Source organism: Candidatus Nanopelagicales bacterium (assembly GCA_037045355.1).
In the GTDB taxonomy this organism is placed as follows: Bacteria; Actinomycetota; Actinomycetes; order S36-B12.
Window position 1 is genome coordinate 44,145 of record JBAOHO010000014.1, and the last position, 15,842, is coordinate 59,986.

At 66.3% G+C, this 15,842-nt stretch carries 11 protein-coding genes and 1 pseudogene; 8 read left to right on the forward strand and 4 right to left on the reverse strand.

The window, feature by feature from the left end:
• Positions 1-102 precede the first annotated feature (102 nt).
• Entirely contained in the window at positions 103-1,848 is a 1,746-nt protein-coding gene (gene ilvD / locus V9E98_08545; GenBank protein MEI2717030.1) for a dihydroxy-acid dehydratase, read from the forward strand.
• A gap of 11 nt (positions 1,849-1,859) precedes the next feature.
• Here ilvD and V9E98_08550 read toward each other — a convergent pair whose 3' ends face one another.
• Genes V9E98_08550 through V9E98_08560 form a run of 3 tightly spaced genes read right to left on the reverse strand, consistent with a single transcriptional unit; the run spans position 1,860 to position 7,914 of the window.
• The gene (locus V9E98_08550) at positions 1,860-4,289 is read right to left on the reverse strand and encodes a hypothetical protein (GenBank protein ID MEI2717031.1); all 2,430 of its coding nucleotides are present in this window, start codon (positions 4,287-4,289) and stop codon (positions 1,860-1,862) included.
• Positions 4,286-7,159, reverse strand: a complete 2,874-nt coding sequence (locus V9E98_08555) for an MMPL family transporter (protein ID MEI2717032.1) — start codon at positions 7,157-7,159, stop codon at positions 4,286-4,288. Before V9E98_08555 ends, V9E98_08550 begins: the two co-directional genes overlap by 4 nt.
• Positions 7,156-7,914, reverse strand: a complete 759-nt coding sequence (locus tag V9E98_08560) for a DUF998 domain-containing protein (protein MEI2717033.1) — start codon at positions 7,912-7,914, stop codon at positions 7,156-7,158. The genes V9E98_08555 and V9E98_08560 overlap by 4 nt, the downstream gene beginning before the upstream one ends.
• A 289-nt stretch (positions 7,915-8,203) precedes the next feature.
• On the opposite strand from V9E98_08560, the pseudogene V9E98_08565 reads away from it, so the two are divergent.
• The 7 genes and pseudogenes from V9E98_08565 to V9E98_08595 all read left to right on the forward strand — a co-directional run bounded on the left by V9E98_08565 (position 8,204) and on the right by V9E98_08595 (position 14,771).
• Positions 8,204-10,036, forward strand: a pseudogene (locus V9E98_08565) (acetolactate synthase large subunit).
• A gap of 16 nt (positions 10,037-10,052) precedes the next feature.
• Positions 10,053-10,565, forward strand: a complete 513-nt coding sequence (gene ilvN / locus V9E98_08570; GenBank protein ID MEI2717034.1) for an acetolactate synthase small subunit — start codon at positions 10,053-10,055, stop codon at positions 10,563-10,565.
• Positions 10,566-10,657: 92 nt separating this feature from the next.
• A complete protein-coding gene (gene ilvC, locus V9E98_08575) occupies positions 10,658-11,686 on the forward strand; it encodes a ketol-acid reductoisomerase (GenBank protein ID MEI2717035.1) in 1,029 nt (342 codons plus the stop codon).
• A gap of 128 nt (positions 11,687-11,814) precedes the next feature.
• On the forward strand, positions 11,815-12,600 hold the full coding sequence (nagB, locus tag V9E98_08580) for a glucosamine-6-phosphate deaminase (GenBank protein ID MEI2717036.1): 786 nt from the start codon (positions 11,815-11,817) through the stop codon (positions 12,598-12,600).
• 19 nt (positions 12,601-12,619) lie between these two features.
• Positions 12,620-13,195, forward strand: coding sequence for an alpha/beta fold hydrolase (locus V9E98_08585; GenBank protein ID MEI2717037.1), 576 nt, complete (start codon positions 12,620-12,622; stop codon positions 13,193-13,195).
• A gap of 69 nt (positions 13,196-13,264) precedes the next feature.
• Positions 13,265-14,038, forward strand: a complete 774-nt coding sequence (locus tag V9E98_08590) for a VOC family protein (GenBank protein MEI2717038.1) — start codon at positions 13,265-13,267, stop codon at positions 14,036-14,038.
• 58 nt (positions 14,039-14,096) lie between these two features.
• On the forward strand, positions 14,097-14,771 hold the full coding sequence (locus tag V9E98_08595) for a TIGR00266 family protein (GenBank protein MEI2717039.1): 675 nt from the start codon (positions 14,097-14,099) through the stop codon (positions 14,769-14,771).
• 34 nt (positions 14,772-14,805) lie between these two features.
• On the opposite strand, the gene V9E98_08600 is transcribed toward V9E98_08595, so the two are convergent.
• Complete coding sequence (locus tag V9E98_08600; protein MEI2717040.1) at positions 14,806-15,477, reverse strand: SGNH/GDSL hydrolase family protein; 672 nt, start codon at positions 15,475-15,477, stop codon at positions 14,806-14,808.
• Positions 15,478-15,842 lie beyond the last annotated feature (365 nt).

Genomic DNA, 15,842 nt, shown 5'->3' on the forward strand with positions numbered 1-15,842 from the left:
GTAGCGGGGGTCGCCGGTCCACTCCCCGGCGGATTTGCCCGCGGCAGTCCGCGAGCAGTGGGCCGCCGAACGGATGCCAGTTCGTCTCATACGCTGTTCTCCATGACACCGACCCCTGAGTCCCCCACGACACCGACGCCTGAGTCCCCCACGACACCGACCCCTGACATCAAGCCCCGCTCCCGTCAGGTCACCGATGGCCTCGAACGGGCACCCGCCCGCGGGATGCTGCGGGCGGTCGGAATGCGAGACGAGGACTTCTCGAAACCTCAGGTCGGCATCGCATCGTCGTGGAACGAGATCACGCCGTGCAACTTGTCGCTGCAGCGCCTGGCCCAGGCCGCGAAAGAGGGCGTTCACGCGGCCGGGGGCTACCCCCTGGAGTTCGCCACCATCTCGGTCTCCGATGGCATCTCGATGGGTCATGAGGGGATGCATTTCTCGCTGGTCAGCCGAGAGATCATCGCTGACTCGGTGGAGACCGTCATGGAAGCTGAACGGCTGGACGGCATGGTCACGTTCGCGGGCTGCGACAAGTCGCTGCCAGGGATGCTGATGGCGGCAGCCCGCCTGGACGTCGCCAGTGTCTTCGTGTACGCGGGGTCCATCCTGCCGGGCCACGTCACGTTGACCGATGGTTCGGAGCGGGACGTCACGATCATCGACGCGTTCGAGGCCGTGGGGGCGTGTGCGCGGGGACTGATGTCCCGGGAGGACGTCGATCGCATCGAGAGGGCGATCTGCCCCGGTGAGGGGGCCTGTGGCGGCATGTACACCGCCAACACGATGGCCAGCATCGGCGAGGCCATCGGGATGTCCCTGCCGGGGTCGGCCGCCCCGCCCGCCACAGACCGGCGCCGAGACGGCTTCGCCCGCAAGTCGGGGGAGGCAGTCGTCGACCTGCTGCGCCAAGGCATCACCGCTCGTCAGATCATGACGCGCGAGGCCTTCGAGAATGCGATCACGGTGCTCATGGCGTTCGGGGGCTCCACCAATGCCGTATTGCACCTGCTGGCGCTTGCGCACGAGGCAGAGGTGCCCTTGGAGTTGGAGGACTTCCACCGCATCGGTTCGAAGGTGCCGCTGCTGGCCGACCTCAAACCGTTCGGGCGGTATGTGATGAGCGACGTCGACCGGGTGGGAGGTGTGCCCGTGGTGATGCGGGCGCTGCTCGATGCCGGGCTGTTGCACGGTGACTGCCTCACGGTGACGGGGCACACAGTGGCCGAGAATCTGGCGGACATCGCCCCACCGGACCCCGACGGTGAGATCCTGCACGCCACTCAGGACGCCCTCGGGCCGACCGGGGGCATCACGGTGTTGTCCGGTTCGCTGTGCCCGGACGGCGCTGTGGTCAAGAACGCCGGTGTTCCGGTGGAGCACTTCGAAGGTCGGGCTCGCGTGTTCGAGCGCGAACAGGCCGCCATGGACGCTCTGGAGGACGGGACCATCCAAGCCGGTGATGTGGTGGTCATCCGTTACGAAGGCCCCAAGGGTGGGCCCGGTATGCGGGAGATGCTGATGATCACCGGAGCGATCAAGGGTGCCGGCCTCGGCAAGGACGTCCTGCTCATCACCGATGGTCGGTTTTCAGGTGGGACCACTGGACTGTGCGTGGGCCATGTCGCTCCGGAAGCGGTCGATGGTGGTCCCATCGCGATAGTGCAAGACGGCGATCGGGTGGCGATCAACATCGCTGAGCGGTCCCTGGACCTGCTGATCGACGACGAGGAGATGCAGCGCAGGCTGCGGGATTGGGAACCGCTGCCCGCCCGCTACACAAGGGGTGTGCTGCACAAGTACGCGCGACTGGTGGGTTCGGCATCGCGCGGCGCGGTGTGTGACTGAGCTCGAGGGGATCAGCGGCCGCGGTGTGAAGCGAGAGTCTTCAGCACGGCCCCACCCCCGGCGGCGATCAGCACCAGGGCGATCGCGGCCAGTTGCCACTGGGAGCTGCCGGAGGGAACCACGGGCTCCATTGTCATGACGTAGGCGACGCTGCCGGTGGCATCGTCGGGCAGTCCATAGGGCAGGGCTGATGTCGCGCGATCGGCAGAAGCGTTCAGATAGGCGACAGCCAGGGCCGGCTGGTCACTGGATTTCACGACGCCTTCGTAGATCTTCGCGGTGCCCTTGCGCTGGAGCATGTCGATACCGGTGGCGAACTGCGCGGATCCCGAGGCGGCGGCGTCAGCTCCGCCGGCGAGTTGGGTCAGGGCTGACCCGACCTCAGCCGTCCCGAAGGCCAAGGCGCTCGCACCCTCGGCGAACTGGGCTGTCCCGGCGGCAAGCTCAGCGGACCCGGTCGCGGCCTTGCCGAGACCATCCGCCAGTTCGGTAGTCCCTTCGGAGAGTTTCCCGGCTCCGGACGCAGCCTTGGCTGACCCGGTGTCCAGTTGCTCGAGGGCGGTCTCGGTGAGCTTCAGGCCGGCGACGAGTTGGTCCAGGCCCTCGACCAGCCCCGGTGATGTCGTGGAATCCGACCGCAGAGCCACGGAAAGCAGGGCGACGCCGGCTTGGATCTGCCTAAGCGCGGTCAACTGCTGGTTGCTCTCGGCCGCGATCAGGTACGCGCGCAGGTTCTCCGTGCCGAGGTCCGTGAGCAGATCAGTAAGGGCCTTGGTCAGGTCGGCCGAGCCGTCGGCGGCGGACTGGCTGTTGTCTCTCGCGGCGCGTAACTGATCACACTGCGCGGCTGTCAACGATGAGGCGGGCGGGGGGCAGACGGTCGGGTACAAGGTCGCGAGTTCGGTCGCGGTTGCGGCGGTCTCGGCGGTAACCGTCCCGGACTCGGTGGTAGCCGTGGAGAGCCCGTCGTAGATGTCGTACAGGTTGTTGTTCAACGTCACGGTCTGCTGCGCGAGTGCCTGGGCAGCGACGACTGATGCTCCGACCGCCTGCTCCAGCGTGGGGTTCGTGGGGGTCGGTGAGGGGGAGGGGAACACCGGTGTGCCGTCCGGTGTCGGAATCGGGGTCGGGGCCGCCGGGATACTGGTGCTCGGCACCGGAACCGGCTTGTCGTCGGGGGAGCCGACCGCATCCGCCAGTGCGTCGGCGCCATTACGGATCTGCTCTGCCGCGCCCACCAACTCCGGGTACTTGCTCGCGAGCTGGTCGATCCCGTCGGCGAGCGAGTCAAGGCCAGTGGCCAGGCCCTCGGTGCCCGTTGCGAGTTGATCAGCGCCGGTGGCGGCGCCAGCCAGCCCCGTTGCCAATTGCTGTTGTCCCGCACTGATCGCACCGGCTCCGGAGGCCAACTGTTGGGTGCCGGGCACGAACTTCTCGTTGAAGCCCAGCGCGATCGCGTTGGTTCCGTCGGCCAGTTGCCCGATTCCGGTGGCCAGTTGCCCGGCCCCCTCGGCGAGTTGTGCGGTCTGGTTGTTCAGCTGTTCCAGGCCAGAGGCCAGTTGTTCGTTGCCGTCGAGGGTCTTCTCGAACAGGTCCGTCGTGAACTCCAGGGATGGGTCGGAACTCTGATCGACGGGCACTACATTGAGCAGAACTCCGGGCACCGAACCGTTGTCGATCGTGGCCGAGAACTTCACCGTCTGCTGGTAACTGCCCATGGGCGGATACAGCAGCAGATTCCACATCAGGATGGTGTTGCCCTCGCGGTCAGTGGTGACGATGGCCCCGGAAGTGTCGGTGGCCTCGAACGCCTCGGGAAGGCTGGCGGTCAACGTCCCGACAAAAGGCGCGAAGACCGGTTGTTTCTCGGTTGTCCGCTGGCCCAGCGCATTGGTGTAGGTCAGCTTCTTCTGTTTCACGTCGGTGTTGGTGACGGTGTAGCGGACCTCGAGTGCCCCGGTTCCACCGACGATGACCTCGGGGTCCACGACCTCCCCGTTGAGCCGGTACTCCGCGTGCATGGCGACGGCAAGAGGCTTGTCCACCAGCGCTTCGGTCAGGATCGTGGTGGGTTCGGGACCACCGACGTCGATCTCGATGCCGTCAGCGGTCACTTCGGGGCGTCCCCGCTGGTTCAGGTAGACGACGTTGGCGGTGGAGGACGGGTCCTCGATCGTTCGTTCCTCGCCGGCCGGACTGCTGATCCGGCTGATGAGTTGCGACTCGATGGGCAGGCCGCGCGGATCGAGCTGCGACACGACGATCTCGTCGTTGACCAGTTCGGCGCTCTGGCGTCCGGCCGGCACCGCCCGGGGCAACCCGGAACTGCGCAGGGCAGCCTCCGCTGCCAATACCTCACCCGACGGCTCGGCGTGTGCGGCGGCCAGGGGAGGTGCGAGTGCCAGTAGAAATGCCGCGACTGTCGTCGTCGCCCTGATCACCTACTCACCCCGCTGAGTTGTGGCTCGTCGGGCTCGGGCTCGACAGCGGGGGGGACGTCCGGGGGCGGGGAACCGGGGGAGTCGGTGGGTCGGGCATCCGTGGGCTCGCGCACCAGCGTCACGAATCGGTGGACAAGCAGAGCCAGCAGTCCCGCCAGGAACGACGGGATGATGGCGATTTCCATCAAAGTGCCCAAACCGGTGTCGCCGACACCCGACACCGCGATGGTGACGGCCATGACGATGCCGCCCAGGATCAACGGCAGGCCATATCTGCGTAGCCGCGTGAATGAGGACACGATGGCGAGCAGCAGCAGCGCCCACGCGGCCATCTGGCCGGGGTTCTGATTGGTGTAAGGGATGAAGGCGCGGATGAGGGCGTACAGGATGGCCACGGACATACCCCCGCACAGCAGGGCGATGATGCGCGCGCCCGGCGCGTTCCCGGCGCCCGGAGTGCCGCGCGGCAACCACACGATCAGGCCTCCCACTACCGCGGAGATGATGATCGCCACGTCGATGTAGGGCACTGTTCCGTCGTCCGGGATGATGCGGGAACCAATCACCCAGGCGATGAGTACCCCGACGAGGGTGGCCAGTAGGGGCATCATCGGAGCCGTCGCTTCTGCGACAGTTGTCGGTCGGGTGTGTTTGGGCGGGTCGTGGATGGTCTCGAGGGCGCCCGGATCTCCCTCGATCTCAAGGTGCGGCAAGGCCCGGTCGAGCCAGCGGGGCAGCCACCAGGTGATCTTCGCTGCGAGGACCATCAGCGCGGGTACCAGCAGGCAGCGCACGATCGTCGCATCGACGAGCACCGCGGTGGCCAGACCGACGCCGAAGAGTTTGGACAACGAGTCGTCGGACAGCAGGACGAATGACGAGAAGACCACGACCATGATGGCGGCGGCGGAGGTCACGACTTGCCCGGTGTCGGCCAGTCCGCGGCGAACCGCGACCACCATGTCCTTCGACTTCGCCCAGTGCTCTTGGAACGCCGTGAGCAGGAACACCTCGTAGTCCATGGACAGGCCGAACAGCACGGCGAACATGATCATGGGGACGAACGTCTCGATCGGCACGAGGCGGTCCAGTCCGATCAGGTTGGCGCCGTATCCGAACTGGAAGATCAGCACCACGACGCCGTACGCTGCCGCGATCGACAGCAGGTTCATGGCAGCGGCCTTGATGGGGATCACCAGCGAGCGGTAAGCGATCAGCAGAAGCATGGCGGACAGCAGCACCACGCCGCCGATGAACACCGGCAGACTTTGTCCGATCTGCACCGAGAGGTCCATCATGATGGCCGTCAGTCCTGCGACGTGGGCGTCCTCTTCCTCACCAGTCGTCGCGGCGGGCAGGACATCGTCGCGCAGGGTTCCGACCAGTTCTTGAGTGGCGGGATCCGCGGGACCGGTCGTCGGCGTGACTTGGATGACGGCCACCCCGCCATCGGGGCTGACGATGGCATCGCCGACCTCCTGGATGCCGGGCGTGTCCTTGAGGACGTCCTCCAGGGAGGTCAGGCGCGGGTCCTGGGTGCGTGGGTCCCCGCCGGAATCCAGATCGGCGTTCTTGGGCGCGGTCGCCGGCTTGTTCATCTGGACGACGACCGCCAGTGGTCCGGTGTAGCCGGGGCCGAAGGCGTCGCTGATCATCTCGTTCGCCTGGTAGCCGGTGGTGTCGGGGGGCAGGAAGGAGTCGTCGATCTGGCCGAATTCCATCTTGGTGATCGGGAACGCCATCAGGAGCAGGAGCAGGATGGAGCCGATGGCGAATGGCCAGGGACGGGTGGTCACGGCGTCGGCGATCCGCGCCCACATGCCCCGGTCCAGGTGGTCGTCATCGGTGTGATGGGCCTGTCGGTCCTTCTTGGGCAGGACCCGATGCTTCATGAGTCCGAAAAGCGCCGGTACCAAGGTCAAGGACGCCATGATCGCCACGAAGATGACGACCGCCGCTGCGTATCCGAGCCATGCGAGGAACTGGATCTGAGTCAGCGCCAGTCCGCTGACGGCCAGGATCAGCGTGGTCCCGGCGAAGACCATGCCGGCGCCGGCGGTGCCGGCGGTTCGCCCGATGGAGTCATTGACCTCGAAGCCCTTACGCAGCAATGTCCGGTGGCGCACGACCAAGAACAGGGCGTAGTCGATCCCGACGCCCAACCCCAGCATCGATCCCAGGATGGGGGCGGCGTCGGGGACGAAGACGAGTCGGCCCAGCAGTCCGATGATGGCGGTGCCGATCCCTACGGACATGATCGCGCTGAGCAGCGGGACGACCGCAGCGGCTATGCGGCGCAGGGCGAAGAGCAAGATGATCACGGCGGCGAGCAGTCCCAGGCCCTCGCTCGCCGACGACGTTCCCTGCGACAGGATCTGCCCCATGGAGCCGCCGATCGCGACCTTGCATTCGGGGGCCGAGTTCACGGCGGCGTCGAGGACGTTCTGCGCTGTGCTCTTCTCGCCCAGCTCCGCGTCGGCGATCTGCACGTTGAGAATTGCGGTCTGGCGGTCGTCGGACAGCAGGTCCTTCTCCTGGGCTGGCCCTGTGACCCGGAGGACACCGGTCACATCGAGCAGGGCGGCGCGGGTCTTGGCGACCTGCTCCTTGCCCGCGCCTGTCCCGAGGTCTTCGGTGCCGCACTGCATGACCACCGGCTGCGCTCCTGTGGAGGCGCCCGTGAAGGCTCGGCTCAGCAAGGTCTGCCCGGTGGCGGAGTCAGTGCCCTCCAACGTGATGGTCTGGACCCCGGCCGCGGGGAGGCGGTTGTTCAGACCGCTCACCAGCAGCAGCGCGATGATCCACAAGGCCAGCACCAGCTTGGCGTGATGCGCGCACCATACGGCGATTCGGTACAGAGCGCGGGTCACGTGAGCATCCTGCCGTTATCGGACGCTGCCTCGGGCCACATGTCCGATTTTGAACTGAGCTGAGGGAACCGCGACAGGGTCGAGAGGGGTGGATGATGCGCGAGTCCGAGCCGAAGTTGCTCGCGGTCACGACGGCGTAACTCGCCGTGCGCGAACGCGGCGATGAGGACGATGGCGACCTGTGCCGCCAGCAGCAGAGTCCGTTGCGGCAAACCGCTGAGGTGCAGCAACGGCGCAGCGGCTGCGGCGGTGAGCGCGCAGGCGACGAGTGGCGCGGGCCACAGGTGGGGTCGACGCTGCGCGCCGGCGGCGATCTGGATCGCTGCCGCCGAGATGACAGTCAACACAGCGACGCAGAAGACAAGGACCGCACTCGCGTGCAACTCCGCGGGTACAGGAGTGTCGGTGGACGCCGAACAGAACCGTTGCCCGGGTGGACACGGCAGCGGGGTGGCCACGATGGCGACTGCCGCCATCGCAGCGAGTAAGGCCGCGCCCCCGACGCCGCGGCGCCATGACCACAGAGCGGGAACGACGACCACGATCCCCAACGCCGCGACAACCATGGCTGCCCGCCCCCACTGCGGGGCGAAGGCGCCCTGGGCGGACAGGGTGCTCAGGTACTGCTCGTACTGCTTGAAGCCAGGGTTCGCCGCGCCGCCGATGGAGACCAGGATCCACACCGCCAACACGCAGAGCGCGGAGATTCGCACCGTGACCCCGGCGCTCGGGGACCCAGACGTCCACCGGACCATGGGTCCACTGTAGGCACCTGGACCCGACTTGACGATCGTGAGAACCCCGACTTGACGATCGTGAGAACCCCGACTTGACGATCGTGAGGACGGGGAGCATGCTGGGGCCGTGCGAACGTATCGCCTCGTAATCACCTAGCGCGTCGACCAAAAGTCGACGCGCAACCCTCCGCAGCCCCACCGGGCCGGGGGGTTTTTCGTTTTCGGGGCCCGCCACCACGCGGGTCCGGGGACGAACAGGCCGCCTCCGGCTGCGGGAGACCCCCGCGAGGGAGGCGGCCTGAAGGCGATGAGGGGACACTGGTCCACAGGACGAACAGAACACGGCCGCGAGAACAGGGCGGCCGCGAGAACAGGGCGGCCGCGAGCAGAGGGCCGCGAGAAGAGGAACGACATGACCGAGCAGATCACAGGGTCACAGAGTCTGGTCCGGGCGCTTGAGCACGCTGGCGTCGAGGTCGTCTTCGGCATCCCGGGCGGCGCGATCCTTCCGGCCTACGACCCGATCATGGACTCCACGCAGATCCGTCACATCCTGGTGCGACACGAGCAGGGGGCGGGGCACGCCGCCGAGGGGTACGCGACTGCGACCGGGCGCGTGGGAGTGTGCATGGCCACCTCCGGCCCGGGAGCCACCAACCTGGTCACGGCAATCGCCGATGCCTACATGGACTCCGTTCCCATCGTCGCCATCACCGGACAGGTCGCGAGCAGGGCCATCGGCACCGATGCTTTCCAGGAGGCCGACATTCGCGGCATCACCATGCCGATCACCAAGCACAACTACCTCATCACCGATCCCGATGACATCCCCCAGGCGATCGCCGAAGCGTTCCATATCGCCGCGACGGGCAGGCCCGGGCCCGTGCTGGTGGACATCAGCAAGGATGCCCTTCAGGCCATGACCAGTTTCCGCTGGCCTGACCGACTGCACATGCCGGGCTACAAACCCACGGTCAACCCGCACGCGCGCCAAGTGCGCCAAGCGGCCCGCATGATCATCGCCGCCCAGAGCCCGGTGTTCTACATCGGCGGAGGCGTGGTCAAGGCGGATGCGGCCGAGGAGTTGCTGCGCCTGGCGGAACTCACCGGAATCCCGGTGGTGACCACCTTGATGGCGCGTGGTGCCTTCCCTGATGGGCACAAGCAGAACCTGGGCATGCCCGGTATGCACGGCACCGTGGCTGCGGTGGGGGCACTGCAGCGCTCGGATCTGCTGATCGCCATCGGAACCCGGTTCGACGACCGCGTGACCGGTCAGTTGACGACGTTCGCTCCAGACGCCAAGGTCATCCACGCGGATGTGGACCCGGCCGAGATCGGCAAGAACAAGCCCGTCGACATCCCCATCGTCGGCGATGCGAAGGCGATCATCCTCGCGCTGACCGACGCGCTGCAGGCACAGTTGGACGCCGGTGAGCAAAGTGACTACTCCGACTGGTGGCGCACTATCGACCACTGGACGCAGACGTATCCGTTGGGCTACGCATTGCCCGACGACGGCACCTTGTCGCCGCAGTACGTGATCGAACGCCTCTCTGCATTGGCCGGTCCCGACAGCATCTATGTCGCGGGTGTGGGACAGCACCAGATGTGGTCGAGTCAGTTCATCAACTTCCAGAAGCCGCGCACCTGGCTGAACTCCGGAGGGGCGGGCACGATGGGGTACGCAGTCCCGGCCGCCATGGGTGCCAAGGTCGGCTGCCCCGACACCATGGTGTGGGCCATCGACGGGGACGGCTGCTTCCAGATGACCAACCAGGAATTGGCGACCTGCACCATCAACGACATTCCCATCAAGGTGGCGTTGATCAACAACTCGAGCCTCGGCATGGTGCGGCAGTGGCAGACCCTCTTCTACAACGAGCGCTACTCGAACACCGACCTGAACAGCCACGAGTTCCCGGACTTTGTGAAGTTGGCCGAGGCATACGGAGCCGTTGGACTGCGGTGCGACAACGCCACTGATGTCGATGCCACCATCGAGAAGGCGATGTCCATCAACGACCGTCCGGTCGTGGTCGACTTCCAAGTGCACAAAGACGCGATGGTCTGGCCGATGGTGGCTGCCGGGGCGAGCAACGACGACATCCAGCACGCGCGCGATCTGGCGCCGGTGTGGGAAAGGGAAGACTGACATGACACGCCACACTTTGTCCGTGCTCGTGGAAGACGTCCCCGGAGTCCTGACCCGGATCGCGGGACTGTTCTCACGGCGGGGTTTCAATATCGAGTCGCTGGCGGTGGGGCCCACTGAACAGTCCGGCATCTCGCGCATGACAATTGTCGTGGCTGTGGAGGATCTTCCGCACGAGCAGGTCACCAAGCAGCTGAACAAGTTGATCAACGTCATCAAGATCGTCGAGCTGGATCCGGATCACAGCGTGCAGCGGGAACTGATCCTGGTGAAGGTGGCCACCACCCCCGACAACCGCAGCCACATCCTCGAGACGGTGCAACTGTTCCGAGCCAAGGTCGTCGACGTCGCACCGAACGCGTTGACGGTGGAAGCAACGGGTGGTCGAGACAAGTTGCAGGCCCTCTTGCGCACTCTTGAGCCATTCGGCATCAAAGAACTCGTCCAGTCCGGTGCGGTCGCCGTGGCCCGCGGCTCGAAGGTCATCAGCGAGCGCAACCTGCGCAGCGCGTGAGCCGAGCCCGGGCGGTGCTGCGATTGACTGGCACTACCCTTGTCCCTGTTCCCTTGTCCCTATTCGCATCCCGACAACCGTGAGGACCCCGCGTGGCCACCTTGTTCTATGACGACGACGCTGATCTCTCGATCATCCAGAACCGGGTGGTCGCGATCTTGGGCTACGGCTCACAAGGCCATGCGCATGCCTTGAGTCTGCGAGATTCCGGAGTCGACGTCCGGGTGGGGCTCAAGGAAGGTTCACACAGTCGGCCAAAGGCGGAGGCTGCGGGCCTTCGGGTGGTGGATCCCGCCACCGCTGCCGCCGAGGCCGATCTCATCATGGTCCTCGTGCCAGATCCGGCGCAGCGCGCTCTGTACGCCGAGGCGATCGAGCCGAATCTGCAAGAGGGCGACGCGCTGTTCTTCGCCCACGGCTTCAACATCCGGTTCGGCTACATCAAGCCACCGTCCTTCGTCGACGTGTGCATGGTGGCGCCGAAGGGGCCAGGGCATCTGGTGCGCCGCGAATACGACTCCGGCCGCGGTGTGCCCGCGATCGTCGCGGTCGAGCAGGACGCCACCGGCGAGGCCTGGCCTTTGGCGCTGTCGTACGCCAAGGCGATCGGGGCGCTGCGGGCGGGTGGCATCAAGACCACGTTCACGGAGGAAACCGAGACCGACCTGTTCGGGGAGCAGGCCGTCCTGTGCGGCGGGGCCTCGCAGTTGGTGCAGTACGGATTCGAGACCCTGGTCGAGGCCGGCTACCAGCCGGAGGTGGCCTACTTCGAGTGCCTGCACGAACTCAAGCTCATCGTGGATCTCATGTACGAAGGCGGCATCGCCAAGCAGCGGTGGAGTGTGTCCGACACCGCGGAATACGGCGACTACGTCTCCGGGCCACGCGTGATCGATGCCCGCGTCAAGGACAACATGAAGGCAGTGCTCACCGACATCCAGTCCGGAGCCTTCGCCCAACGGTTCATCGATGACCAGGATGCGGGGGCGCCCGAGTTCGTCGAGTTGCGCGCCAAGGCCGAGCAGCATCCCATCGAAGCCACCGGTCGTGACTTGCGTAAGTTGATGGCATGGGTCGACTCCGGCGACGATGACTACACCGAGGGCACCGCCGCTCGGTGAGGCCGACAGTTGCGCCCCAGGTTCGAACCTGGGGCTACATGGGCCGTGGTGCCCCACATGGGAAGGCCGCGACGTTCGTCGCCGTGAACACCGCGCGTCGGGGCGTCACCGAGGATTAGTTTCCCGGTATGGAAGTAGTCATCGTCGAATCGGCCGAACAGGGAGCAGCCGTCGTCGCCGGGGCAATCGCGGACCTCGTCACGCGCACCCCCGATCAGGTGCTGGGGCTGGCCACGGGATCGACTCCGCTGCCCGTGTACGACGACCTGGTGCGGCGACACGAAGTCGATGGCCTGTCCTTCGCCCGAGCCCGCGGCTTCGCCCTCGACGAGTATGTCGGGCTACCGCGGGATCATCCTGAGTCCTACCGGGCTGTCCTGGAGCGTGAGTTCGTCGGTCGCGTTGACTTTCCACGCAGCGCCTTGCGTACCCCGGACGGCTGGGCCGACGACATTCCGGCTGCTTGTGTCGAGTACGAAGCCGCGATCCGGGCGGCTGGGGGGATCGATCTCCAACTGCTCGGGGTGGGCTCGGACGGGCACATCGGGTTCAACGAGCCGACGTCGTCGCTGGCGTCTTCGACTCGGATCAAGACCCTCACGCGGCAGACTCGCGAGGACAACGCCCGGTTCTTCGACGGTGACGTCGAGGCGGTTCCGGAGCACGTTCTCACCCAGGGCGTGGGCACGATCGGGCGGGCACGGCACCTAGTTCTCCTCGCCTGGGGGGAGGGGAAAGCTGCAGCTGTTGCCGCCACCGTTGAGGGCCCGGTGACTTCTATGGTGCCCTCGAGTGCCCTGCAACTCCACCCCCACGCGACGGTCGTCGTGGACGAGGAGGCGGCCCGCGATCTGCGGCTGCGGGACTACTACCGAGAGGTCTACTTCGGCAAGCCGGACTGGCAATCCATCTGATGATCTCGCTGGACCTGTCATGACCCCCGAAGTCACTCCTGGCGTTACCCCTGGCGTTATGGCGCCGGGCATCTGCGACTCGGGTCCCACTCATTGGCAGACGTTGTGGGAGGAACGCGAGCCGGGGCGGTTCACCCGGTTCTCGCCCTCAGACTGGGACCGGCCCCAACTCGACGACTGGATCGCCGCCTTGGACCACGCGGTGCGCGGGGTGGGACGACCGCCCGTGATCGTCGCGCACAGCCTCTCGTGCCTGCTGGTGCCCCTATGGGCGGATTCGGTGCCAGATGCGGCGGCTGTGGTCACCGGTGCCCTGCTCGTCGCGCCTGTCGACCCCGACGGCCCCGCCTTTCCAGCCCCGGCCCACGAGTTCCGCCACCGGGTCCGCGGCCGATTGCCGTTCGCCTGCCTGGTGGTCGGCAGTCAGAACGACCACTACGCCTCACCTGGCTGGACCCGTGCTTTCGCGACGGAGCTGGGAGCTCGTCATGTCGACGCCGGCGCGGTGGGACACATCAACGCAGATAGTGAGTTGGCTGATTGGCCACAAGGGCGCGTGCTGCTCGACGACTTCATCGCCGGCCTGGGCGGCTGACTGCACCGATCGGCCGAGTCTTGAGATCGGGACTGGACACAGCGACCGATGACGGGTGGGATGGGTCGCATGACCAGTGACGCTTGGCCGGCCGGTGTGCCCTGTTGGACCGACCTCATGGTGCCCGACCCGGATGCTGTCCGACCGTTCTACGATGCCGTGCTCGGATGGACACTCACCGAGCCGGACGAGCAGTTCGGCGGGTACGTCATGGCGCTGAAAGACGGTGCTCCCGCAGCCGGGGTGGGTCCGCTGCGCGAGGGGAGCCGCAGCGCATGGACGATGTACTTCGCCGTCGATGACGCCGACGCTGTCGCGGCCGCCACCCGCGCCGCCGGTGGAACGGTGTTCGCCGACCCGATGGACGTGGGCGACCTGGGTCGCATGTTCGTCGGTGCCGATCCGACAGGCGCCGTCTTCGGTGTTTGGCAGGCGGGCTCGTTTTCGGGGGCGGCTGTGACGAATCAGCCGGGTGGCCTCATGTGGGAGGATCTGCGCTGCACGGACCCGGGATCAGCGCGGCAGTTCTACGCCGCAGTGTTCGGTTTCGACTATCACGAGATGGACATGGAAACCCCGCAGGACTACATGGTCTTCACTCTCCCGGGCACCGATCGTCCGCTGGGCGGAATGGGAGGGTTGGACCCGAACGCCGAATCGGTTGCCTCGCACTGGTCGGTGACTTTCGCGGTGGCCGACGCGGACGCCTCCGTGGCAGCGGCAACCACTAACGGTGGCGCGGTGCCGATCCCACCCTTCGATTCGCCGTACGGCCGCATGGCCGGGCTCACCGATCCCGCGGGAGCGCCCTTCTGGATCATCCAGCCGGCTCGTCAGACCTGAGCCGTCGCGAACCGCGACGCCGGTGCATCAGGGCGAAGCCAAGTGCGACACTTGCTCCATGCAGACCGAAATCAAGTTCTCCCCGTCCTTCGCAGTCGCCACCATCACCTTGTCCGCCAGCGAGCAGATCAAGGCCGAAGCCGGGGCGATGGTCTCCATGCAGGGCGTTGACATCGAGACAAGCACCCAGGGCGGGATCATGAAGGGGCTCAAGCGGTCCGTGTTGGGCGGTGAGTCCTTCTTCATGAACACATTCACCGCCGGTCACCAGGGGGGTCAGGTTTCGTTCGCACCGGAACTCCCCGGCGACATCGTCGCGTGGGAGTTGACCGGACAGACCGTCTACCTGCAGTCCGGGGCGTATCTCGCGTCGGCGATGTCGGTGGATGTCGACTCCGGTTGGGGGGGCGCGAAGACCTTCTTCAGCAGCGAGGGACTGTTCATCTTGAAGTGCTCCGGGCACGGGCAACTCGTCGTGAGCGCTTATGGCGCGATCGAAGGCCGGCAACTCGCTGCCGGGGAATCCTTCACGATCGACTCCGGTCACGTGGTCGGTTGGTCCGACGGCATCACCTACAAGGTGCGCAAGGTCGGCAACTGGAAGAGCACGTTCCTGTCCGGCGAAGGCTTGGTCGCCGATCTGACAGGCCCCGGGACGGTGTACATGCAGACCCGTTCCCCCGAGGCGCTCGTCAGTTGGCTGATCCCGAAGTTGCCCAAGTCCAGCAACTGAGGGACCACAGCAAGTGGGGCTCAGAACACTGAGGTCACGGCAACGCGGCGCGGGCCGCCAGAGCCAGTGCCTCGCCCAGTTGCTGATGACCGGCCGGATCGAGATGGACTCCATCGACGGGTCCCGGTGTCACTACGGACGCCGCATCGAAGAACGAAACGCCCAGTTGTGCGGCGATAGCCGAGTAGTGCTGTGCCAGTTCCTGTGACTCCTGCTCTCGGCCCTCGTAAAACACTCCCATGAACCCGCTCGGGCTCACGATGTGAGGGGGTGACACGACGAGGACCGCCGGCGAGGCGGCTTCGAAACCGGCCGCGCTGCGCACAGTGATGTCGACGAGGGTCCAGATGCCGGAGGCGGCGTGCCGCGCGGTGAGTCCGAGAGGGGACTGCAAGTCGTTGGTGCCCAACATGATGATGACCAGATCGACGGGGGCATGAGACTCCAGCAGCGGTCCGAGCATGGTGGCCCCACTGCGGCTCGGCGCATAGGGAGAGTCGACAACCGTCGTGCGACCGTTCAGACCCTCCACGATGACATCGGCACCCGAGCCCAACGCAGCGCCCAGGACCCCGGGCCAGCACTGCGCGAGCGGGTAGCGCCCACCTGTGGCGGGATCGAACCCCCACGTGTTGGAGTCGCCGAATGCCAGCACTCGTTTCGGGGAGCGACCCCATCGCTCTTCAGGCGAATCCGCTGGCTCCACGATCACTCTCTCCTTGGTGCTCGGGCTACTTCGTGCTCGGACTCCCCAGTTCATTCCGGCGCCACTCTACGAGAGTCGGGTGACCGATCGGTGGGGGCGCACCCGAATGGTGCGGGCCACAGCGCGATGCTGGTGCAGGTTTGCATCAACCACCGTCGGGAGGTCGAAGAGTTCCCCTCGCCCTGATCAGGGCTTGGCGCCGGCACCTCGACGACGGGCCAGGGCCACCGGCAAGCCACTGCCGATAGACCAGAAGCAGTCGAGAGGTGGGCCCATCCGCTCCCGCGGGCTTGCGGACGTGGTTGTCGAGGAGGATGGTCATTGCGGGTGACCTCCGTGGTAGGGGACCCGTCTGACTAAGGAGT